Origin of the sequence: Streptomyces sp. SA15 (assembly GCF_002291145.1) — a bacterium.
In the GTDB taxonomy this organism is placed as follows: Bacteria; Actinomycetota; Actinomycetes; order Streptomycetales; family Streptomycetaceae; genus Streptomyces.
The window spans coordinates 20,058-40,035 of the sequence record NZ_NTGE01000145.1; the positions used below are offsets into that span (position 1 = coordinate 20,058).

The window sequence follows — 19,978 nt, forward strand, 5'->3', positions numbered from 1 at the left end:
TCCAGCGAAAACCAACCGCGTGGTAAGAGTTGGCGCGATCGCTCACAGCCGGTTCCTGGACGAAGGAAGCCATCCATGCGCATACGACACCCGCACCCGCGATCACATGCTCGAACCACGGCCGTCCTGGGGGCCGCCGCCGCACTGCTCGCATCGTCGGCGTGCGACAGCCAGTCGACCGGAGCGTCGTCGTCCTCGAGCACGACGCTCGCCATCTCCGTCTTCGGCACGCCCAACTCGTTCGAACCCACCCAGCTCCTCGAAGGGCAGCAGATGTACATCTGGGACTCGGTCTACGACACGCTGCTGATCCAGGACAACAAGGGCCGGCTTCAGCCCGGCGCGGCCGAGAGCTGGCAGTACTCCAGCGACGCACGGACGTTGACGCTGAAGCTGCGCACCGGCATGAAGTTCAGCTCGGGTTCCCCCGTCGGCTCGGCTGCCGTGAAGGCGACGCTGGAGCGGATCAAGGCGACGCCCGGACCGAACCAAGGGGTGCTCGCTTCCGTCGCCTCGGTGGAGGCACCCGACGCCCACACTGTGGTGATCAAGCTGAAGCAGCCGGACGGTTCGCTGCTGACCTCGCTCTCGACGGCCGCAGGTGTCATCGGCGACCCGAAGACGATGACCTCCAAGAGCGCCGCACTGAACCCGGTCGGCTCAGGCCCGTACACCCTCGACAAGGGGGCCACGGTGAACGGGTCGGTGTATGTGCTCAAGCGGCGCGACGACTACTGGAACAAGAAGGCTTACCCCTTCTCGACCGTCAAGATCCGAGTGATCGCCGACCAGACGGCCGCGGCCAACGCCCTCAAGGCGGGCGAGACCAACGCCGGCACGATCGATGTCACGCAGGTCGGTTCCTTCAAGTCGGCGGGCTTCGAGACCAATCACGTCCAGGCAACCGCGGTCGCGGCGCTGGTCCTGGGCGACCGTGCGGGGGACGTGCTCAAGCCGCTCGGTGACGTGCGGGTCCGTAAGGCGATCACCATGGCCTTCGACCGCGCCAAGATGGTCAAGCAGTTACTCGGGGGCTCGGGACGGCCGACCGAGCAGATCTTCAACCCCAAGGGGCCGGGCCACGATCCGGCGCTGGACCAGACGTACTCCTATGACCCGGCCGCCGCGAAGAGGCTGCTGTCCGAGGCCGGGTACCCGGACGGCTTCTCCGTGATCATGCCGAGCCTCGTCTTCACCAAGCCGTTCGAGCCGACGTTCTCGCAGGCGCTCGCCGACATCGGGGTCAAAGTGAAGTGGCAGCCGGTGCCCGCGCAGCAGAGCGTCTCCGCCCTCGCTTCCAAGAAGTATCCGATGTTCCTGATCGTCGACGGTCTGAACACCACCCCGATCGAGGCGCGCAACTTCTACAGCCCCACCGGCTACCGCAACGTGTTCAACTCCACGGACCCCGAGCTCACCAAGCTGCTGGACCGGGCGAACCGGGAGCTCGACCCCGCCAAGGCGGCGGACGCCTACCAGGAGATCAACAAGTTCGGCGTCGAGAACGCCTGGTACGCGCCCGTGTTCTACATCGGGAGCGACTGGGCGACCAAGAAGGGCATCACCTACCTCGGTGACGGCTCCTCGACGCTCGCCACCATCCGGCAGTTCGGCGTCGCCGACCAGGCCTCCTGAGAGAGCCGCATCATGATCCTCTACGTGTTACGTCGCCTCGGCGCGGGCCTGGTACTCGCCGTCCTGGTGACCATGATCACGTTCCTCCTGCTGAGCACCTCGTTCGACGATGTCGCCAGCAGCATCGTCGGGAGTGGCGCGACACCCGCCCGCGTCCAGGCACAGAAGGCCCAACTGGGGCTCGACCGCCCGCTGTTCACGCAGTACCTGGACTGGCTTTCCCACGCGATGCGCGGTGACCTGGGCCTGTCCTACTTCACCAGCGAGCCCGTCCGGTCGGCCATCGCGGCCCGCCTCGGCGTCACGCTGTGGATCGTGCTCACCGCGCTGCTCGTGACCGTGGTGATCAGCGTGGCGCTCGGCGTCCTGGCCGCCACCCGCGGCGGCGCCGTCGACCGGCTCGCACAAGGTGTGTCGATGGTCGGCTACCTGGTGCCGAACCTGCTCATCGCGATCGCCCTCGTCTACGTCCTGGCCATCGAGCTGCACAGGTTCCCCGCCACCGGCTACACACCGCTGTCGCAGGACCCGGCCCGCTGGGCATCCACCATCGCCATCCCGGTGGTCGCGCTGATGATGAGCGGCGTCGCGGGCCTCACCGCCCAGATCCGCGGCGCCATGATCGGTGAGCTGCGCAAGGACTACGTCCGCACCCTGCGCACCCGGGGGATACCGACCCGGTCGATCGTGCTGCGCCATGCCCTGCGGGGCGCGGCCGGGCCGGCGCTCACGGTGCTGTCGCTGGAGTTCATCCAGATGCTCGGCGGTGCCCTCGTCATCGAGCAGGTCTTCGCGCTTCCGGGCTTCGGCCAGTACGCCTTCAACGCCTCCTTGCAGGGCGACGTCCCGATCATCATGGGCATCAGTCTGTTCGGTGTGCTGCTCGTGGTGGGCGTCAACCTCGTCGTGGACCTGGTCAACGGCTGGCTCAACCCGAAGGCGAGGATCCTGAGTTGACCACCGAAACTGAAAGCGCCGTGTCCGTGCGCAGGTCTCCGCTCCGCAAGCTGCTCAAGGACCCGCAGGCCGTCATCAGCGCGAGCCTCCTGCTGATCGTCGTCCTGCTGGGCCTGCTGCGCCCGCTGATCACCGACCACGGCCCGGGCGCCGCCTCCCTCGACGCGGTCAACGCCGGTGCCGGCAGCTACGGTTACCTGCTGGGCGGCGACAAGAGCGGGCGTGACATCCTCGCGCGGCTGCTGGCCTCCATCAACACCAGCGTGATCTCCGCGCTCATCGGCGTGAGTATCGCCCTGGCCATCGGCGTCACCTTCGGGCTGATCGGCGGCTACTTCGGGCGCCGCGTCCGAGGCGTCACCGAGTGGGTCTTCAGCCTCGTCATGACCTTCCCCGGTCTGCTGCTGCTCATCGTGCTGCTGCCGGTGACGGGCGGCGACTACCGCGCCACGATGCTGATCTTCGGCGTGCTGCTGTCGCCCGGCATCTACCGCCTCGTCCGCAACCTCGTCCTTGGCGTGAAGAACGAGCTGTACGTGGACGCCGCCCGCGTCTCGGGCCTGCCCGACCGGCGGATCCTGCGTCGGCACGTGCTCTGCGTGGTCCGCGGACCGGTCGTCATCGCCACCGCCTTCCTGGCCGGATCCTCCATCGCCGTCCAGTCGGGGCTCGCCTTCCTCGGCGTCGGATCCAGTTCGGTCCCCAGCTTCGGCGCGATGATCTCCGAGGGGTTCGCCAACCTCTACGAGGAACCCCTGCAGTTCCTCTGGCCGAGCCTGATGCTCGGCATCATCACCGCCTCGCTGGTGCTGCTCGGCAACTCGATGCGGGATGCCCTGGAGGGCGGGAGGCCCACACCGTCCCGGATCGCAGCCCCCGATCGTCGGCCGACGGCCACCGTCTCAGGCACCTCCGCCGGATTGCTGGCCGTGGAGGACCTCGCCATCGCCTATCCGACACCGTCGGGCGAGCTGAAGGAGGTCGTCAGCGGCGTCACCCTGAGCCTGGAAGCGGGACAGACGCTCGGTCTCGTCGGCGAGTCGGGCTCGGGCAAGACCCAGACCGCGTTCGCCGTGCTCGGAGTTCTGCCGGCCGAGGCGGTCGTCACCCGGGGGTCGATCCGGCTCGACGGGCGTGAGCTCCTCGGCCTGAGCGAGGGCGAACTGCGCGCGGTGCGCGGGCGGTCCATCGCGTATGTGCCACAGGAACCGATGTCCAACCTCGACCCCCACTTCACCGTGGGAGCACAGCTCGTCGAGGGCCTGCGTGCGGCTTCCCCGGCGATGTCGCGGAGTGCGGCGCGCGAGCGCGTTCTCGCTCTCCTCGACCGGGTGGGCATTCCGGACCCGCAGCGCACCTTCTCCTCCTATCCGCACCAGATCTCCGGCGGCATGGCCCAGCGCGTGCTTATCGCCGGCGCGGTGGCGAGCCGTCCGCTGCTGCTCATCGCCGACGAGCCGACGACAGCGCTCGACGTCACCGTGCAGGCGGAGGTCCTCGACCTGCTGCGCGACCTGCAGAAGGAACTGAACATGGCGGTTCTCCTGGTGACCCACAACTTCGGTGTGGTCGCGGACATCTGCAACCGCGTCGCCGTCATGCAGCAGGGCCGGACCGTCGAGACCGGTGACGTGCTCGACCTCTTCGCCGGCCCTCGGCATGCCTACACCCGGATGCTGCTGGATTCCATCCTCGACGAGCAGACCGTGCGCACCGACCGGCCGGCCGCGCGGACGCTCAAGAGGCAGACGCTCAAGACGGAGCCGGTCGAGACGGAGCCGGTCGAGACGGAGCCGGTCGAGACGGAGCCGGTCGAGACGGAGCCGGTCGAGACGGAGCCGGTCGAGACGGAGCCGGTCGAGACGGAGGCGCGATGACGACGGCCCTGCTCGACGTGAGCGACCTGCGCGTGGTGTACCCGGGACACGGCTTCCGCGCCCGCCCGCACGAGGTCCTGCACGGCGTGACCTTGCAGGTGGACGAAAGCGAGACGCTCGGCATCGTCGGCGAGTCCGGATCCGGCAAGACGACCATCGGCCGGGCAGTGCTCGGCCTGGTCAGGCCCACCGGCGGACGCATCGACTTCCTCGGCCAGGACATCACCCACCGCACCCCGAAGGAGCGCCGCGCCCTCGCCCGCTACATCCAGGTCGTCTTCCAGGACCCGTACTCCTCGCTCAACCCCGCGCTCACCATCGGCGACATCCTCGGCGAGCCCCTCGTGGTACAGGGGGCGAGCCCACGAGGCGCCCGAGCACGCGTAGGCGAGCTTCTGGACCAGGTGGGACTGCCGACGGACGCCTCCGAACGGCTGCCCCGCGAGTTCAGCGGCGGTCAGCGCCAGCGTGTCGCGATCGCCCGGGCGCTTGCCCCGGGACCGAAGCTGATCGTCTGTGACGAGCCCGTCTCCGCGCTCGACCTCTCGACGCAGGCCCGCGTGCTCGACCTCCTCGTCGACATCCAGCGGCGCACCGGTGTCGCGTACCTCTTCGTCTCGCACGATCTCGCGGTGATCCGGCATGTGAGCCACCGGGTGAGTGTGGTCCACGGCGGCGACATCGTCGAGACCGGTCCGGCCGACAAGGTCACCTCAACCCCCGAACACCCCTACACGCGGCGCCTGTTGCTCGCCGCCCCGGTCGCGGACCCGGTGGAGCAGCGCAGGCGGCGCGAGGAGCGGCAGCGCCTGGCTGCAGCAGCCCCTCCGGCATGAGCACCACTCATCTTCCGACACAAGGGAATTGGCGATGACCCAACTCGTATCCGGTTTTCTCTGGGGTGCGGCCACCGCTCCCCACCAGGTGGAGGGCAACAACCTCAACAGCGACTTCTGGGCCACCGAGCAGCTCATGCCCGGCATGGAGGCGAGCGGTGACGCGATCGACAGCTACCACCGCTACGCCGAGGACATGCGCCTGCTGGCCGACGCGGGCCTGACCTCCTACCGCTTCGGCATCGAGTGGGCGCGCATCGAGCCCGTCCCGGGCCGGATCTCCCGCGCCGAACTCGCCCACTACCGCCGGATGATTGACACCGCCCGCGACCTCGGCCTCGAACCAGTGATCACCCTGCACCACTTCACCAACCCCAAATGGTTCGCCGACGAAGGCGGCTGGACGGGGGAGCGGGCCGTCGAGCGCTTCCAGGCGTACGTCCGGGCGGCCACGAGCATCCTCGACGACGTCAAGTGGGTCTGCACCATGAACGAGCCGAACATGCTGGCGATCATGGTGGGGATGAGCCGCCTCCTGCGGTCACCGGACGCGCCCACGTCTGCCAAGGACTGGATGAGCCCGACCGTCGAGGGCGCCGCGCGCCCGGTTCTGCCGAACCCCGACCCGCAGATCGGCCGGCGGCTCATCGAAGCCCACCACGCCGCCCGCGAGATCGTCAGGAAGCACACGGACGCGGCCGTCGGCTGGACGGTGGCCTGCCAGGCCCTCACCGCGACCTCCGGCAACGAGGACAAGCTGCGCGAACTGCGGTACGTCCGTGAGGACCTGTACCTCGAAGCGGCGCGCGAGGACGACTTCATCGGGGTGCAGTCGTACTCCAGCCAGGCCGTCGACGAGAACGGCATCGTCCCCCACCCGCTGGGCCCCGACACCACGCTCACCGGCAACGCCTACCGGCCCGACGCGATCGGCATCGCGGTACGGCACGTCTGGGAGGCGACCGGCGGCACTCCCGTCCTGATCACCGAGAACGGCATCGCCACCGCCGACGACGAGCAGCGGATCCGCTACACCAAGGAGGCGCTCGGCCACCTCTTCGCCGCCATCGACGACGGCATCGACGTCCGCGGCTACCTCCACTGGAGCGCCCTGGACAACTACGAATGGGGCCACTGGGGACCGACGTTCGGCCTGATCGCCGTCGACCGCGAGACCTTCGAGCGCCACCCCAAGCGGAGCCTGGCCTGGCTGGGCGAGGTCGCGCGGCGCGGACGCCCGTGACGAGCGTCCCCACATCGGAGAGGAACCCGATGCTGAAACCCCGATCGACCGCCACCCGCGAACTGGTCAGCCTCGACGGAACCTGGAGGTTCGCCGTCGACACGGCCGTGGGCGAGCGTCCCTGGACCGCCCCCCTCGAAACCAGGCTCGAAGCCCCGGTACCGGCCAGCTACAACGACCTGTTCACCGACAGCGCCATCCGCGACCACGTCGGCTGGGTCTGGTACCAGCGCAGAGTACGTGTGCCGCGCGGCTGGACCGACGACCGCGTCGTCCTGCGCGTCGACGCCGCCACCCACCAGGGCCGCGTGTACGTCGACGACGTCCTGGTCGCCGAACACGTCGGCGGCTACACGCCGTTCGAAGCCGACATCACCAACCACGTACGTGCCGGCCAGGAGTTCCGCCTCACGATCGGCGTCAACAACGAGCTGACCAACACCACCATCCCGCCCGGCACGATCACGGTGAGTCAGGACGGGCGCCGCAAGCAGACGTACCTGCACGACTTCTACAACTACGCCGGCCTGGCCCGCTCGGTGTGGCTGTACAGCGTGCCCGCCGTGCACATCGCCGACGTCACGATCGTGACCGGCCTCGACGGCACCAGCGGAACGGTCGAGTACGAGGTCGCCACCAGCACACCCGCGCATGTCCGAGTCCGTGTCCTTGACGCGTCGGGAGCCGAGGTCGCGGAGTCCGACGGGGCGAGCGGGACCCTACGCATCGAGGACGTGACACCGTGGCGCCCGGGCGCGGCCTACCTGTACGACCTGGTCGCCGAGGTGCTGGACGGTGACGACGTGGTGGACACCTACGCCCAGCCGTTCGGCGTACGCACGGTCGAGGTCAGCGGCACCCGATTCCTCATCAACGGCGAGCCGTTCTACTTCACCGGCTTCGGCAGGCACGAGGACACCCCGGTGCGCGGCAAGGGCCACGACGACGCCTACCTGGTCCACGACTTCCAGCTCATGGAGTGGGTCGGCGCCAACTCCTTCCGCACCTCGCACTACCCGTACGCCGAGGAGGTCCTCGACTTCGCCGACCGGCACGGCATCGTCGTCATCGACGAGACGGCGGCCGTCGGCCTCAACCTGGCCGTCGAGGCCGGGCTCACGGGTGCACCGCCACGCCCCACCTTCTCGCCGGACACCGTCAACGACGACACCCGTGCCGCCCACGCCCAGGCCATCAGGGAACTCATCGCCCGCGACAAGAACCACCCCAGTGTGGTGATGTGGTGCATCGCCAACGAGCCGTCCTCCAACGAGGAGGGCGCCCGCGAATACTTCGAGCCGCTCCTCGAACTCACCCGCAAGCTGGACCCCACCCGTCCCGTCTGCTACGCCGCCGTGATGTTCGCGACGGCCGCCAACGACGGCATCGCCGACCTGTTCGACGTCCTGTGCATCAACCGCTACTACGGCTGGTACGTCGCGACGGGCGACCTGGTCACCGCCGAGGCCTACCTGGAGGGCGACCTGCGTGGCTGGGCCGCGAAGTTCGGCAAGCCGATCATCATGAGCGAGTACGGAGCGGACACCCTACCCGGGCTGCACTCGGTGTGGGACCAGCCGTGGACGGAGGAGTACCAGGCCGCGTACCTGGCCGCGAACCACCGCGTCTTCGACCGGATCGCTGAGGTCGTCGGCGAACACGTCTGGAACTTCGCCGACTTCCAGACGTCGAACGGCATCCACCGTGTCGACGGCAACAGGAAGGGCGTCTTCACCCGCGACCGGCGGCCCAAGGCGGCCGCGCATGCCCTCCGGGCACGGTGGCGTGAGATCGCAGGCAGCAAACCGGCGGGTGGGCAGGACGCCGCGCGCCAGTTCCCGCCCGGTGCACGGGATGAGTTGAACGGGGAAGGCGGGACGGCCCGGTGAGTGTGGAGATGCACAACGCTGTAGCGGTGGTCACGGGTGCGGGCAGCGGTATCGGCCGCGCCACGGCCCACTCGCTCGCCCGACGCGGCGCCCGGGTCGTGGTCACCGACATCGACAGGGACCGGGCCGGCACCGTCGCCGGTGAACTCGGCGAGCGGGGCGTCGCCGCGGTCTGCGACGTCACGAGCCTGGACGACCTCCGAGCGGTCCGCGACCTGGCGCTGGACCGCTTCGGTCGCGTCGATGTCGTCATGAACAACGTGGGGATCCTCGCGGTCGGCCCCGTCGAGGACATCCCTCTCGACGCCTGGCAGCGCGTGATCGACGTCAACCTGCTGGGCATCGTACGCAGCAACCTGGTCTTCCTTCCCCTGCTCCTCGACCAGGGATCCGGCCATGTGGTCAACACCGCCTCCACGGCGGGACTGCTGCCCTACGGTTTCGGTCAGATGCCGTACACCGCGACCAAGCACGCGGTGGTCGGCCTGTCCGAGTCCCTCGCCCTGTATCTGCGGCCGCGCGGCATCGGAGTCTCCTGCCTGTGCCCGGCAGGCGTGGCCACCAACATCCTCGAACAGGTCACCTTCTACGGCGAGACGTCACCGCCGCAGGGGCCGGACACCCCGGTGCTCGACCCCACCACGGTCGGCGAACTCGTCGCCGACGGCATCACCGACAACCGCTTCCTCATTCTCACGGCACCGGAAATCGACGACGAGCTGCGCGAGCGCGGAGCCGACGTCGATGCCTACCTGTCCCGTCTGATCAAGGAGGTCATGCAGACACGCTCGACCGGTTCCGACTGAGATGTGAGGCCGACACCGTCGGCCGACGGGGTCAGATGCGAGGACGGTCCTGCGGGTGATGCGCGGGTGATGCGCGGGTGGTCCAGCCCCTGCTCCGTGTCCCGCAATGGCGCGGCTGGTTCGCCGATCTGCCCGGCGTCGCGGGCGAACGCGGCGAACTTGGCCGCGTCCGGTGCCCGCGCAGCTGTTCGGCGCGGGTCTGGGCCTCGTGCTCGCGGGTGGCGAGTGTGAGGGGCTGTAGCGTCGCGCGTCCACCACCTGCGGACCACGCCAGGTGGGGGCGGCCGCGTCGGTGAACCGGCCGGCCATGACGTGGGTCATCGCCCAGTACACGCGCGAGGCCGAGGAGGCGGGCCGGCGGCTTGGGGCCCCGCACGAGCCGCCGGTGCAGTGGGCGTTCGCCGCGAGCGCGGCCACCGCGCTGACCAGCCCCAGCACGTCCACCGCAAGGCCGTGTTCGCGGCAATGCCCCGGCGAAGAACCGGGCATTGCCGTGGGCCGTGCCCCCAGGAACGGTTTCTCGCAGCGGTGCCGCCTTCGGCCCGGATGTCGTCGGGACGCCATCCTCGCCGCAGACCATTGTGTTTCGGCCGAGGTTGTTCATAAACTTTCCACTTGGAAGGTATTGAATCGTTTCAGGTTCGCCGCGTGATCGCCTGTTGCTGCCCTGCGCGTAGCCACGAGCACCCAGGTGTTTGGGGGGAGGGACACCCGTTCCAGCGCGGCACTACCTCACGGGGGCTTGTTCGCTGTCCCTTGCCCGCGCACGTCGTTGTGCGCTGACGAAAGGAATCTGAGCCGTGGCCGAGGACAACAGAAGTGCGTTGAGCCGCCGACACATGCTCGGCATCATCACCGCGGCGGCAGCCGGGGCCTTTGTCCCGCTAGCCACCGCGTCGGACGCCGTGGCGGCGAGCCGGGTGGTGCCCGGCGGAAACGGTTCCGCGCCGGCGAACCTTCAGGTCAACTCCCGGGTCGAGCCCCTGGGCACGGAGACCGCGCCGGCGTTCAGCTGGGTGCCTCCGGTGGCCAGGCAGGCCGCGTACGAGATCCAGGTCGGCACCGGGCCAGGCAAGGCGGACGTCTGGCGCAGCGGCAAGGTGGCGGGCTCCAACAGCACCGAGGTGGCCTACGGCGGCCGCGCGCTGCGGTCGGAGCAGGCGTACTACTGGCGAGTCCGGACTTGGGACGAGGAGGGCACGCCCGGCCCCTGGAGCGAGCCGGCGATGTGGGAGACCGGTCTGCTGAAGGGCGAGAGGGACTGGTCGGGCGCGCGGTGGATCGGCGGCCGCGAGGCGCAGGACCACGACTGGAAGGACCTGACCGCGACCGTCGTCTTCCGCGGCGGTCCCGACCCCGCCGGCGGGCTGTCCCTGTTGCTGCGCGCCGAACCCATCGGCAAGACCTGGGGCGAGGGCCTCAACTGGACGATCCGGCAGAACGGTGACGACATGCAGCTGGTCATGAAGACCAGCCACTACGCCGGCAACACCTGGGTGGATGACGGCACCTCCGAGCCCGACTGGGGCGTCAACTACTACGACCCGCAGAGCGAGACCAACCCCACCGCGTCGGGCACCCGCAGCGTCCCGGTCGGCACGGTCACTCTCCCCGCTTCCACCGGGCTGACCAGGGACACCTGGGCCACCCGCGACCACACGGTGGTGGTCGCCGTCAGCGGTCTCACCGTGACCACCACCGTCAACGGCGTCCAGGTGGACAGCCGTACGCTCACCGGCGACCAGATCCGCCGCCACGGAAGCTTCGGTTTCGGCGGCGGCACCTCGGCCACCGTGCGCAGCGTCAAGGTGACCGGAACCGGTGCCCCCGACTTCTCCGCCGACCTCACCACCGGCGCCAACCCGTTCGAGAACGGAATCAGCACCCTCGTCGGCCTGACCTTCCCGCCCAAGAACCCCTACATCCCCGCCAAGAACACTGTGCTCCCCATCGCCAACCCGGCACCGGTGCTGCGCCGCGCGTTCACCCTGCCCCGCGGGCGCCGCATCGCCAAGGCCCGTCTGCACCTGAGCGCCGCCGGCAACGTCACCTTCACCGTCAACGGCGACCCGATCACCGTCAACGGCAAGCAGGTGAACGGGGGCCGGACCAACGTGCCCCGGCTGCTCACCGACCAGAGCACCTACGACCGCACGGTGCTGTACGACACGTTCGACGTGACCGCACTGCTCCAGGCCGGCCGGGAGAACGTCGTCGCCGCCGAACTGGGACGCGGCTGGTACGGCGTGACCACGCCGCAGGAGTGGTACTGGCAGCTCGCCCCCTACGTCGGCCAGCCCCGCCTGCGCGTCAAGCTCGTCGTGACCTACGCCGACGGCTCCGCCACCACGCTCGTCACGGACAAGGACTGGCTGGCCGCGGACGGGCCCACGACCTTCGACTCCGTGTACTCGGGGGAGAAGTACGACGCCCGGCGTGCGGACGAACTGAGGGAGTGGCGCTCAGCCGGCTACCGCACCGGCCGCGAGTGGCGTCCGGCCACCGTGCTGATCGCTCCCGGCAGCTGCTCCGGTCCCTCGCCGAAGTACCACGGCGCGCTGCCTGCCACGACCGTTCCCGAGGGCTTCAAGCCGGCCGTCCTGCGAGCCCACGAGGCGGAACCGGTGCTGGTCAACCAGACGCTGCGCCCGGTCTCGATCACCGAGACGGCGCCCGGCTCGGGGACCTGGGCCCTGGACTACGGCCAGATCCTGACGGGCCTCGTCCGCCTGCAGCTCACCGGCATACGCCCCGACAAGGAAGGCCTCACCCTGCGGATCCGCGGCGGCAACCGGATCACCGGAGGCGACGGAACGGCCGCCTCCCCGCTGTCGGTCGAGGAGGAGAACTTCCAGCACGACGCCAACCTCCAGACCCACTACTACACCCTCGGCAGGCGGTCGACGCAGACCTGGGAACAGCAGTTCAGCCACTTCGGCTTCCGCTACCTGGAAGTCATGAACCTCGAGGCCGTCCTCGGGCGAGCCCCCGACCTCAGGCGTGACGCGGAGGTGCTGACCGTCGGCGTCGCCCGTACCGGCTTCGCTCGCACCGGCACCTTCACCACGGACAACGCCCTCCTCAACCGCCTGCAGCGCAACCTGGAGTGGGCCGAGCAGAACAATCTGGTCCAGAAGCCCACCGACACGCCGTCACGGGAGAAGAACGGCTGGACCGGCGATGCCATGGCCAGTTCCGAGTCGGAGTCCCTCACCTGGGACGTCAACGCCGTCTTCACCAACTGGCTGCGCCACTTCCCCGACAACCAGATCTCCACCGGCCAGCTCCCCATGGTCGTTCCCCTCGGCAAGGGCGGATTCGGCTACGACCACACCCCTGGCTGGAACGCCGCGTGGAAGGCGGTGCCCGCGTGGGACTCGGCGTATTTCGTCATGCCGAGGGAGCTGTACACGTACTACGGCAACAGCAGCCTGTTCGCCGAGCTCTACGATCACCAGGACACGCTCCTGAAGTACTACGAGACGCTGTTCACCGCCGAGAACGACTACAAGTTCGAAGCCTCCCTCGGCGCCTACTCCGGCGCGGAAAGTCCTGGCAGCAACGCCGTCATCAGCCTCGCCTTCTACATCCACTTCTGCGACTACATGGACGAGGTGGGACGCAGGCTAGGCCGCACCAGCCGCGCCGCCCACTACGCGATACTGGCGCGCACCCTGCGCAAGGCGTTCGTCGCCAACTACTGGGACGCGTCCAAGGGCCACTTCACCCAGGGCAGCATCTCCAGCCAGAACGCCCTGGCCATCGCCTTCGACCTGGTGCCCGGCTCGGACCTGAGCCCCGACGACCCCCGCTACCTGGCGGACACGAAGACGCTCGCCGAGAACAAGAAGGCCCTCGCGAAGCTGCTCGCCGACCGCATCGTGGCAGCGGACCAGCACATCCAGAACGACATGTACGGCTCGCGCTACGAGTTCAACATCCTCAGCGAGTACGGCTACACGGACGTTGCGTTGAAAGCCGTCACGCAGACCGGCCAGCCCGGCTACGTGTACCAGATCGCCAAGGGCGCCACCTCGCTGTGGGAGCAGTGGACCGACCGGCTCTCGGTCAACCACCACTACCGCTCCAACGTGGCCACCTGGTTCTACCAGAGCCTGGCCGGCATCAAGCCGACCTCCACCGCCTACGAATCGCTGCGCATCCGCCCGTACATCCCCGCGGCCGCGGTCAACAGCCAAGTCCCGGAGAACACCGAGGACACCGACCTGGCGCCCGCGACCCTCGACCACGTCAGCGCCTCGATCGACACCGTGCGCGGCACGGTCTCCTCGCAATGGCACCGCCGCCCGGACGGCAGGATCGACCTCGCGATCACCATCCCGTACAACACGGAGGCCGAGATCTGGGTCCCCACCCAGGACAAGCCCGTCACCACGCCCCGGGGCGTCGCCTTTGTCCGTGACGACACCTCAGGCGGTGCGGCCTACAAGGTCTACCGGGCCCGGGCGGGTTCGTACCGCTTCAACGCCGGGTGACCTGACCGCGCAGACCGCCGCACCGTGCCAAATGCCGGCGGATCACCGCGTCGAACGCTGCCCGCCCCAACTCCGGCCAACGGCGTCGAGGGCGTGCTTAGGTTACAAGTTTTGAAATCTGTCACTTCAATGTTGTACGGTCAGCGGTATGGACGCACGAGTCCCAGGAGTCGTCACAGGCGGCGCGAATGCTCTGCCGAGCAATCGGGGTAGGCGGGGCGAGAACGAGCAGCGCAGCACTCGACCTCGTCACTGGGCCGACGCCGAGCTCATGGGACCTCGACGCAGCCGAGGAGCGCCAGAGCGTACGGCTGGGGTCCGGGAGCGCCTTGGTGGTCCCTGCGGGTGGGCCGCGCCTCAGGCTCTCGGCCAACCGATGCCGAGGATGAGGCTGGACGCGGCGTGCCGGATGCACGGGCGCGGCGTGTCGCTCTCCGCCGGTGACATCGGAGACGCGCTGGAGTTGGACTTCGTCTCCTCATCTCCGTTGCACGGGGTCGCTCTGCCGATTAGGGCCTGCCCGTGCTCGATGCCGCCGCGTATCCACGGCCTGACCAGGGTGCTCGTCAACCCGCTCGCACTCTTCCAACGGGCGCACCGGCGTCGTCGGCGCTTGTGGGCGGGCGCCTGCTGGTGCGCGGTTGGAGCTGGTGGCCGAAGTGGCGGCCGCTGTTGTGGAGGCTCCGGCGTCGCACCGGAGCGGAGGGGTAGGGGCGCCGGTCGTTGGCACGGCTGTTCAGTCACACAGTCAGCTTTGAGTACATAGTCAGGTGTTTGTTCACCGGGAGGTAGGAGTCATGGAAACACGGCAGTTGGGGGCCGGTGGTCCGCGTGTCTCGGCGTTCGGTCTGGGTTGTATGAGGATGTCCAACAGGACCACTGCGGCGGATGAGGCGGAGAGCATTGCGACCATCCGTGCCGCGCTCGACGCGGGAGTCACTCTGCTGGACACCGGTGACTTCTACGGAACGGGCCACAACGAGGAGTTGATCCGCCGGGCGTTGTCCGCCGAGGGCCGGGAGAAGGCCGTTCTCAGCGTGAAGTTCGGCGCGATGACGGATCCTGGTGGGAACTTCGGCGGCATGGACGGGCGCCCGCAGGCCGTGAAGAACTATCTGGCCTACTCGCTGCGGCGGCTGGGCACCGACCACGTGGACATCTATCGGCCGGGCCGCCTCGATCCGACGGTGCCGATCGAGGACACGATCGGAGCCATCGCCGAGATGGTGCAGGCCGGTCACGTGCGCGCGATCGGACTGTCGGAGGTCGGTTCGGAGACGATCCGGCGGGCTCATGCGGTTCACCCGATCGCCGATCTGCAGATCGAGTACTCGCTGTTCAGCCGCGGCATCGAGGGCGGTGTCCTGGACACCTGCCGGGAGCTGGGCATCGCTGTCACGGCCTACGGGGTGCTCTCCTACGGGCTGCTGAGCGGCAACTGGACGCGGCAGGCCCCCACACCGACTGACCTTCGGGCGTTGATGCCGCGCTTTCAGGACGGCAACGTGGAGAGCAACCTCAAGCTGGTCCAGGCACTGCACGAGATCGCCGACGCCCGCGGGGCCACGGCGGCACAGTTGGCCATTGCCTGGGTGCTCGCCCAGGGCCGCGAGCTGGGTGACATCGTCGCCATCGTCGGGTCGCGCACGCGCCGGCAACTGGCCGAGGCGCTGCCGGCGGCCGGGCTGGTCCTGACCGAGGAGGAGCTGGCAGCGATCGAGCAGGCGGTGCCGGTCTCCGCGGTCGCCGGGGACCGCGGAGCGCCGGGCGTGAAGGACGGGGAGCGCTGAATGCGTTCGGGCACGGCGCTGGACGCCGAGACCGTCCTGGCCGCCACCGAGGACGTGCTGCGCCGCTACGGGCCGGAGAAGGCCACGGTGCTGGACGTGGCGCGCGCTCTGGGGGTCAGCCATGCCAGCGTCTACCGGCACTTCCCGTCCAAGGCAGCACTGCGCGAAGCCGTCACCCGGCGCTGGCTCAGCCGCTCGCACGGCAACCTCGCGGCGGTCGCGGCCGACACCCGTTTCGCAGCGCCCGAGCGGCTGCGCGCCTGGCTCACGGCGCTGTTCGCCTCCAAACGGGCGGTGACGTCCGAGGATCCGGAGCTCTTCGCCACCTACCGGGTCCTGGCGGCCGAGCACAGCAGCGCGGTCGCCGACCACATAGCCGACCTGATCGAGCAACTGCGCGTCATCATCGCCGACGGGGTCAGCAGCGGCGACTTCACCTCCGCCGACCCTGCCGCGACGGCGCGAGCCGTCTTCGACGCCACCATCGGCTACCACCACCCCGTCCACGCCGCCCAGTGGCAGGCTCCAGGGACCGACGCCGCCTTGGAGGCCGTCTGCACCCTCCTCATCGACGGCCTGCGCCCACGCTGACCCTCACTACCGTTCCCCCACCACCGGCCTGCCGACGCCACGCGCGCACGCATGCACGCCTGAGGCTCCCGCGTCAAACCGCGTAGCCATCCAGGCCATCCAGGCCGGCGATGGGCCTCAACAGCGGCTCGGGCGGCGGTCGGAGGCCCTGATCGCCGCGCTTGCCAGACCGGCGTGCGCAGTGGCATGGAGCGCTGGGCGAGCCAGGAGTCCCCCGGTGACGAGGACGACTCCCCGGTTCCGTACGTCGAACGCTCCGTGGAACTCCTGCACACCCTGCTGACCCCGTGACGGCCCGGACGACCACGCGCATGCCCGGGCCGTCACGTGCTCCCTCGCCCTCACTCATCCACCAAGGAGCTCCCCTTGAGCGATTCGACCCAAGCCGTGGAGTCGCAGGAACACAACTCCTCCGGCACGCCTCGCCACTTCGGCCTCGTATTCGCCGCCCTCATGGCCGCCATGCTGCTCTCGTCCCTGGACCAGACGATCGTCAGCACCGCGCTGCCCACCATCGTCGGCGAACTGCACGGCGTGAACCACATGGCGTGGGTGACCACCGCGTACATCCTCGCGGCCACCATCGCCATGCCCGTATACGGCCGCCTCGGCGACCTGATCGGCCACAAGGTGCTGTTCCTCGGCGGCATCGGCGTCTTCCTCGCGGGCTCCGTGATCGCGGGCGCGGCGCAGGACATGACCATGCTGATCATCGGCCGGGCTGTGCAGGGTCTCGGCGGCGGCGGACTGATGATCACCTCGCAGGCGGTCATCGCCGACCTCGTACCGCCGCGACAGCGCGCGAGATACATGGCACCGATGGGTGCCGTCTTCGGTTTCTCCGCCGTCGCCGGACCGCTGCTCGGAGGCTGGTTCACCGACAGTGTCGGCTGGCGCTGGTGTTTCTGGATCAACCTGCCGGTCGGCGCCCTGGCCCTCGCCGTCGGCGCCTTCGCCCTGCGTCTGCCGCGCAGAGCCGTCCAGGTCGCCTTCGACTACGTCGGCTTCGCCCTCATGGCGGCCGCGGTGACCTGCACGGTCCTGGTGGCCACCTGGGGCGGCACGGAGTACGCCTGGTCCGACCCGCTCATCATCGGCATGGCCGCCGGCGGCCTGCTGACGTGGGTGCTGTTCTTCCTCTCCCAGCGCCGTGCCGCGGAGCCGATCATCCCGCTGTGGCTGTTCCGCAGCCGGATCTTCAACATCGCCACCCTGATCGGGCTCCTGGTCGTCGGCATCGGCATGTTCGCCATCATCGGCTACCTGCCCACGTACCTGCAGATGGTCTACAGCCTCAGCGCCACCGAGTCCGGGCTGCTGCTCATCCCCATGGTCGTCGGCATGATGGCCACCGCCCTCCCGTCCGGATGGCTGATGAGCAGGACCGGCCGCTACAAGATCTTCCCCATCGTCGGCACGGGCTTCGTGTGCATCGCCGCGCTGCTGATGTCCACGCTGGACACCCAGACCTCACTCGTCCTGGTCTGCCTCTACGTCTTCCTGCTGGGCGCCGGTCTCGGCGGGACGATGCAGCCCCTGGTCCTGGCCGTGCAGAACGACTTCCCGGCCTCCGACGTGGGCACCGCGACCTCCGCCAACAACTTCTTCCGCGAGATCGGCTCCACCCTCGGCACCGCGGCCGTCGGCTCGGTGTTCGCCCACCGCCTCACCGACCAGCTCAGCGACCGCCTCCCGACCGACGCCACCAGGACCGTGGGCGACACCCACTCGATCACCCCGGCCCTGGTCCACTCCCTCCCGGACGAGATCGAGGACGCGGTGATCCTGGCCTACCAGCACGCCCTGACACCGGTGTTCCGCTACCTGGTCCCGGTGTTCGCCCTCGGCCTCGTGCTCGCCTTCCTCCTCCCGGAGAAGAAGCTCGCCGACGACAACGACCACGACCCCGAGATGACGCCGGCTGCCCGGCCCGGTGAGACAGGGCCGGACAACGCTGAGATATCGGCGCCGACAGGGAAGTGAGCCGCACGCATCAGCCACAGGACGGCCCCGGGACGGGCTGCTGTCGGACAGACACCGGGTGAAAGCGGTGAGGGCGGACCCGGGTGGGCCCGCCCTCACCATGCGGGGCAGGGGGGAACTGCCCCGCGTCTGTGGGGCCTGTTCCGGTTATGCGGTGGCCTCTTGCGGTGGTGTCGCGCCGCCCTTCTTCGCCTTCTTCTCGGCGCGCTCGAGGTCGCGCCGTTGCTTCGCCTCGTCCTTCCTGCTCCGCTCGGCGGCCTCTTCCATCGCCTTCAGCTCGTCGCGCACGGAGTCGGCCGGGCGGCGCTCGAGGACGGCGTCGTAGCGCATGGCCAGCTGGTCCAGGGCCTGGGTGTCGGACTCCCTGACCTCGGCCAGGATGGCCGTGCCGCCCAGCGGGACCTGCTGGGCGAAGACGCCGACGGCAGCGGTGGCCCGTTCGGCCCGCTTGAAGTCGTGGCCTCCCCCGATCAGCGCGCCGACGCCCCAGCCCATCAGCACGCCGAGGGGTCCGCCCAGGATGCCGACGAGCGAGCCGACCAGTCCGCCGACCGCTGTGTTCCGCCCCTCCTCGCCGTCCATGCCCTCGGGGACGCGCACCGCGCCGTCCTCGAGGCGCTCGATCAGGACGGCGGCACGGACTTCGGTCGTGGCGGGGCTGAGGTACTTCAGTTCGCTGAGCGCCTGATAAGCGGTGGCTCGGTCGGCGAAGCGGAGGGCGATGGCGTTCTCGTTCATGGTCACAGACATGAGCTCTCTCCTTGGGGCGGCAGGCCTTGCCGACCTATGGCCGGTGGTGCCTGCGTTGGCGAGGTCTCCCTCATCTGTGAGACAGTATGTATCGGAGAGTATCTGTGAGTCAAGGTGTCTCATAAGAATCTGGGAAGAGGTGTCCCGATGCCCCGTACCAATGACGACCCCCGCGCCCGCCGCAGCCGCGCCGCCGCCCTGACCGCCGCCACCGAACTCCTCGTCGAAGGAGGACCCGAACGCGTTACTCACGCCGCCGTCGCCGAACGGGCCGGGGTCGGCCGCGCCACCGTCTACCGGCACTGGCCCGACCAGCAGACCCTTCTCTTCGACGCACTCGCCAACGACGTCCGCCCCCTGCTCACCTTCGGCGAAGGCCCGGTCCGCGACCAACTGGTGACCCAGCTGGAACAAATGGCCGACTGGCTCAACCAACCCGTCGCCGTATCGGTCATCGCCACCGTCGTCGAACGGGCCGAGCGGGACGAGGACGTACGGCGCATCCGTGAAGAGATGTTCGGTCACGCCGACGAGCACTTCGCGGGCGCGCTCACCGCTGCTGTCGAACGCGGCGAATTCCGCCCCGGCATCGAGGAACACGCCAGAGAAGTGGTCTCCCGGATCCTCGGCCCCCTGCTGTTCCAGCGGTTCATGCTCGGCGCACGACTCGACAAGGACACGGTGATCAGCTCGGTCGACGCCGCGCTCGCACCCTGGCTGCCGAACGCCTGAGGGTCCGACGCGGGCCAGCGGGCCACACACATGTTCTACGCGGTGATCACCATGCTCGCCGTGATGGTCGGCCTGGCGCAGAACGTGCATACCCGGCACAGCACGGCGGCGCTGTACGTCACGGGAACCGCGGTGGGCTTGTGGCTGGCGACGTTGGTGGCCGACATGCAGGCCCACCGCGTCGTTCACCAGCGGTTGGCCAACCGCCGCGAGGTACGGCACCTGCTGTTCGTCAGCAGCCCGCTGCTCAGCTGCGCCGCGGGCCCGCTCCTGATGATCGCCCTGTCGGCGGGCGGCGCCCTCGGTCTGTCCACCGCGCTGTGGATCGCGGTCGGCGTGGACGTCGCCTCGATGGCGGTCTGGGGCTTCGCGGGCGGGCGGCGGATGGGCGGT

Annotated in this window: 14 protein-coding genes; 13 read left to right on the plus strand and 1 reads right to left on the minus strand. The window is 69.2% G+C overall.

What is annotated here, in order from left to right; translation table 11 throughout:
* Nucleotides 1-75: 75 nt before the first annotated feature.
* The 11 genes from CLM62_RS33545 (at nucleotide 76) to CLM62_RS33605 (ending at nucleotide 18,103) form a co-directional block, all read left to right on the plus strand.
* Entirely contained in the window at nucleotides 76-1,635 is a 1,560-nt protein-coding gene (locus CLM62_RS33545) for an ABC transporter substrate-binding protein (RefSeq protein ID WP_095753660.1), read from the plus strand.
* Nucleotides 1,636-1,647: 12 nt separating this feature from the next.
* Nucleotides 1,648-2,592, plus strand: coding sequence for an ABC transporter permease (locus tag CLM62_RS33550; protein ID WP_095753661.1), 945 nt, complete (start codon nucleotides 1,648-1,650; stop codon nucleotides 2,590-2,592).
* Complete coding sequence (locus tag CLM62_RS33555) at nucleotides 2,589-4,469, plus strand: dipeptide/oligopeptide/nickel ABC transporter permease/ATP-binding protein (RefSeq protein WP_257004232.1); 1,881 nt, start codon at nucleotides 2,589-2,591, stop codon at nucleotides 4,467-4,469. The genes CLM62_RS33550 and CLM62_RS33555 overlap by 4 nt, the downstream gene beginning before the upstream one ends.
* Nucleotides 4,466-5,305, plus strand: a complete 840-nt coding sequence (locus CLM62_RS33565) for an ATP-binding cassette domain-containing protein (RefSeq protein WP_095753662.1) — start codon at nucleotides 4,466-4,468, stop codon at nucleotides 5,303-5,305. Before CLM62_RS33555 ends, CLM62_RS33565 begins: the two co-directional genes overlap by 4 nt.
* Before the next feature lie 34 nt (nucleotides 5,306-5,339).
* Complete coding sequence (locus tag CLM62_RS33570) at nucleotides 5,340-6,548, plus strand: family 1 glycosylhydrolase (protein WP_179382338.1); 1,209 nt, start codon at nucleotides 5,340-5,342, stop codon at nucleotides 6,546-6,548.
* A gap of 29 nt (nucleotides 6,549-6,577) precedes the next feature.
* Nucleotides 6,578-8,437 carry a beta-glucuronidase gene (uidA, locus tag CLM62_RS33575; protein WP_095753664.1) on the plus strand — a complete coding sequence of 620 codons (1,860 nt, stop codon included), beginning with the start codon at nucleotides 6,578-6,580 and terminating at the stop codon, nucleotides 8,435-8,437.
* A gap of 8 nt (nucleotides 8,438-8,445) precedes the next feature.
* Nucleotides 8,446-9,243 carry an SDR family oxidoreductase gene (locus CLM62_RS33580; protein WP_095753674.1) on the plus strand — a complete coding sequence of 266 codons (798 nt, stop codon included), beginning with the start codon at nucleotides 8,446-8,448 and terminating at the stop codon, nucleotides 9,241-9,243.
* 800 nt (nucleotides 9,244-10,043) lie between these two features.
* On the plus strand, nucleotides 10,044-13,739 hold the full coding sequence (locus CLM62_RS33590; protein WP_257004233.1) for a glycoside hydrolase family 78 protein: 3,696 nt from the start codon (nucleotides 10,044-10,046) through the stop codon (nucleotides 13,737-13,739).
* 797 nt (nucleotides 13,740-14,536) lie between these two features.
* Nucleotides 14,537-15,529: an aldo/keto reductase gene (locus CLM62_RS33595; RefSeq protein ID WP_095753666.1), complete on the plus strand. Its 993-nt coding sequence runs from the start codon at nucleotides 14,537-14,539 to the stop codon at nucleotides 15,527-15,529.
* Nucleotides 15,530-16,120 (plus strand): TetR family transcriptional regulator, encoded by a 591-nt coding sequence (locus tag CLM62_RS33600; RefSeq protein WP_095753667.1) that lies wholly within the window; start codon nucleotides 15,530-15,532, stop codon nucleotides 16,118-16,120. It abuts the gene before it with no gap.
* A 366-nt stretch (nucleotides 16,121-16,486) separates the two neighbouring features.
* Nucleotides 16,487-18,103 (plus strand): MDR family MFS transporter, encoded by a 1,617-nt coding sequence (locus CLM62_RS33605; protein ID WP_306457953.1) that lies wholly within the window; start codon nucleotides 16,487-16,489, stop codon nucleotides 18,101-18,103.
* Nucleotides 18,104-18,250: 147 nt separating this feature from the next.
* Here CLM62_RS33605 and CLM62_RS33610 read toward each other — a convergent pair whose 3' ends face one another.
* Nucleotides 18,251-18,853 carry a DUF456 domain-containing protein gene (locus CLM62_RS33610; RefSeq protein ID WP_095753668.1) on the minus strand — a complete coding sequence of 201 codons (603 nt, stop codon included), beginning with the start codon at nucleotides 18,851-18,853 and terminating at the stop codon, nucleotides 18,251-18,253.
* Nucleotides 18,854-19,000: 147 nt separating this feature from the next.
* Between CLM62_RS33610 and CLM62_RS33615 the strand changes: the two genes are divergently transcribed.
* Nucleotides 19,001-19,585, plus strand: a complete 585-nt coding sequence (locus tag CLM62_RS33615) for a TetR/AcrR family transcriptional regulator (RefSeq protein ID WP_095753669.1) — start codon at nucleotides 19,001-19,003, stop codon at nucleotides 19,583-19,585.
* Between the two features lie 42 nt (nucleotides 19,586-19,627).
* A partial coding sequence (locus CLM62_RS33620; protein ID WP_257004234.1) for a hypothetical protein occupies nucleotides 19,628-19,978 on the plus strand: 351 nt, incomplete at its 3' end.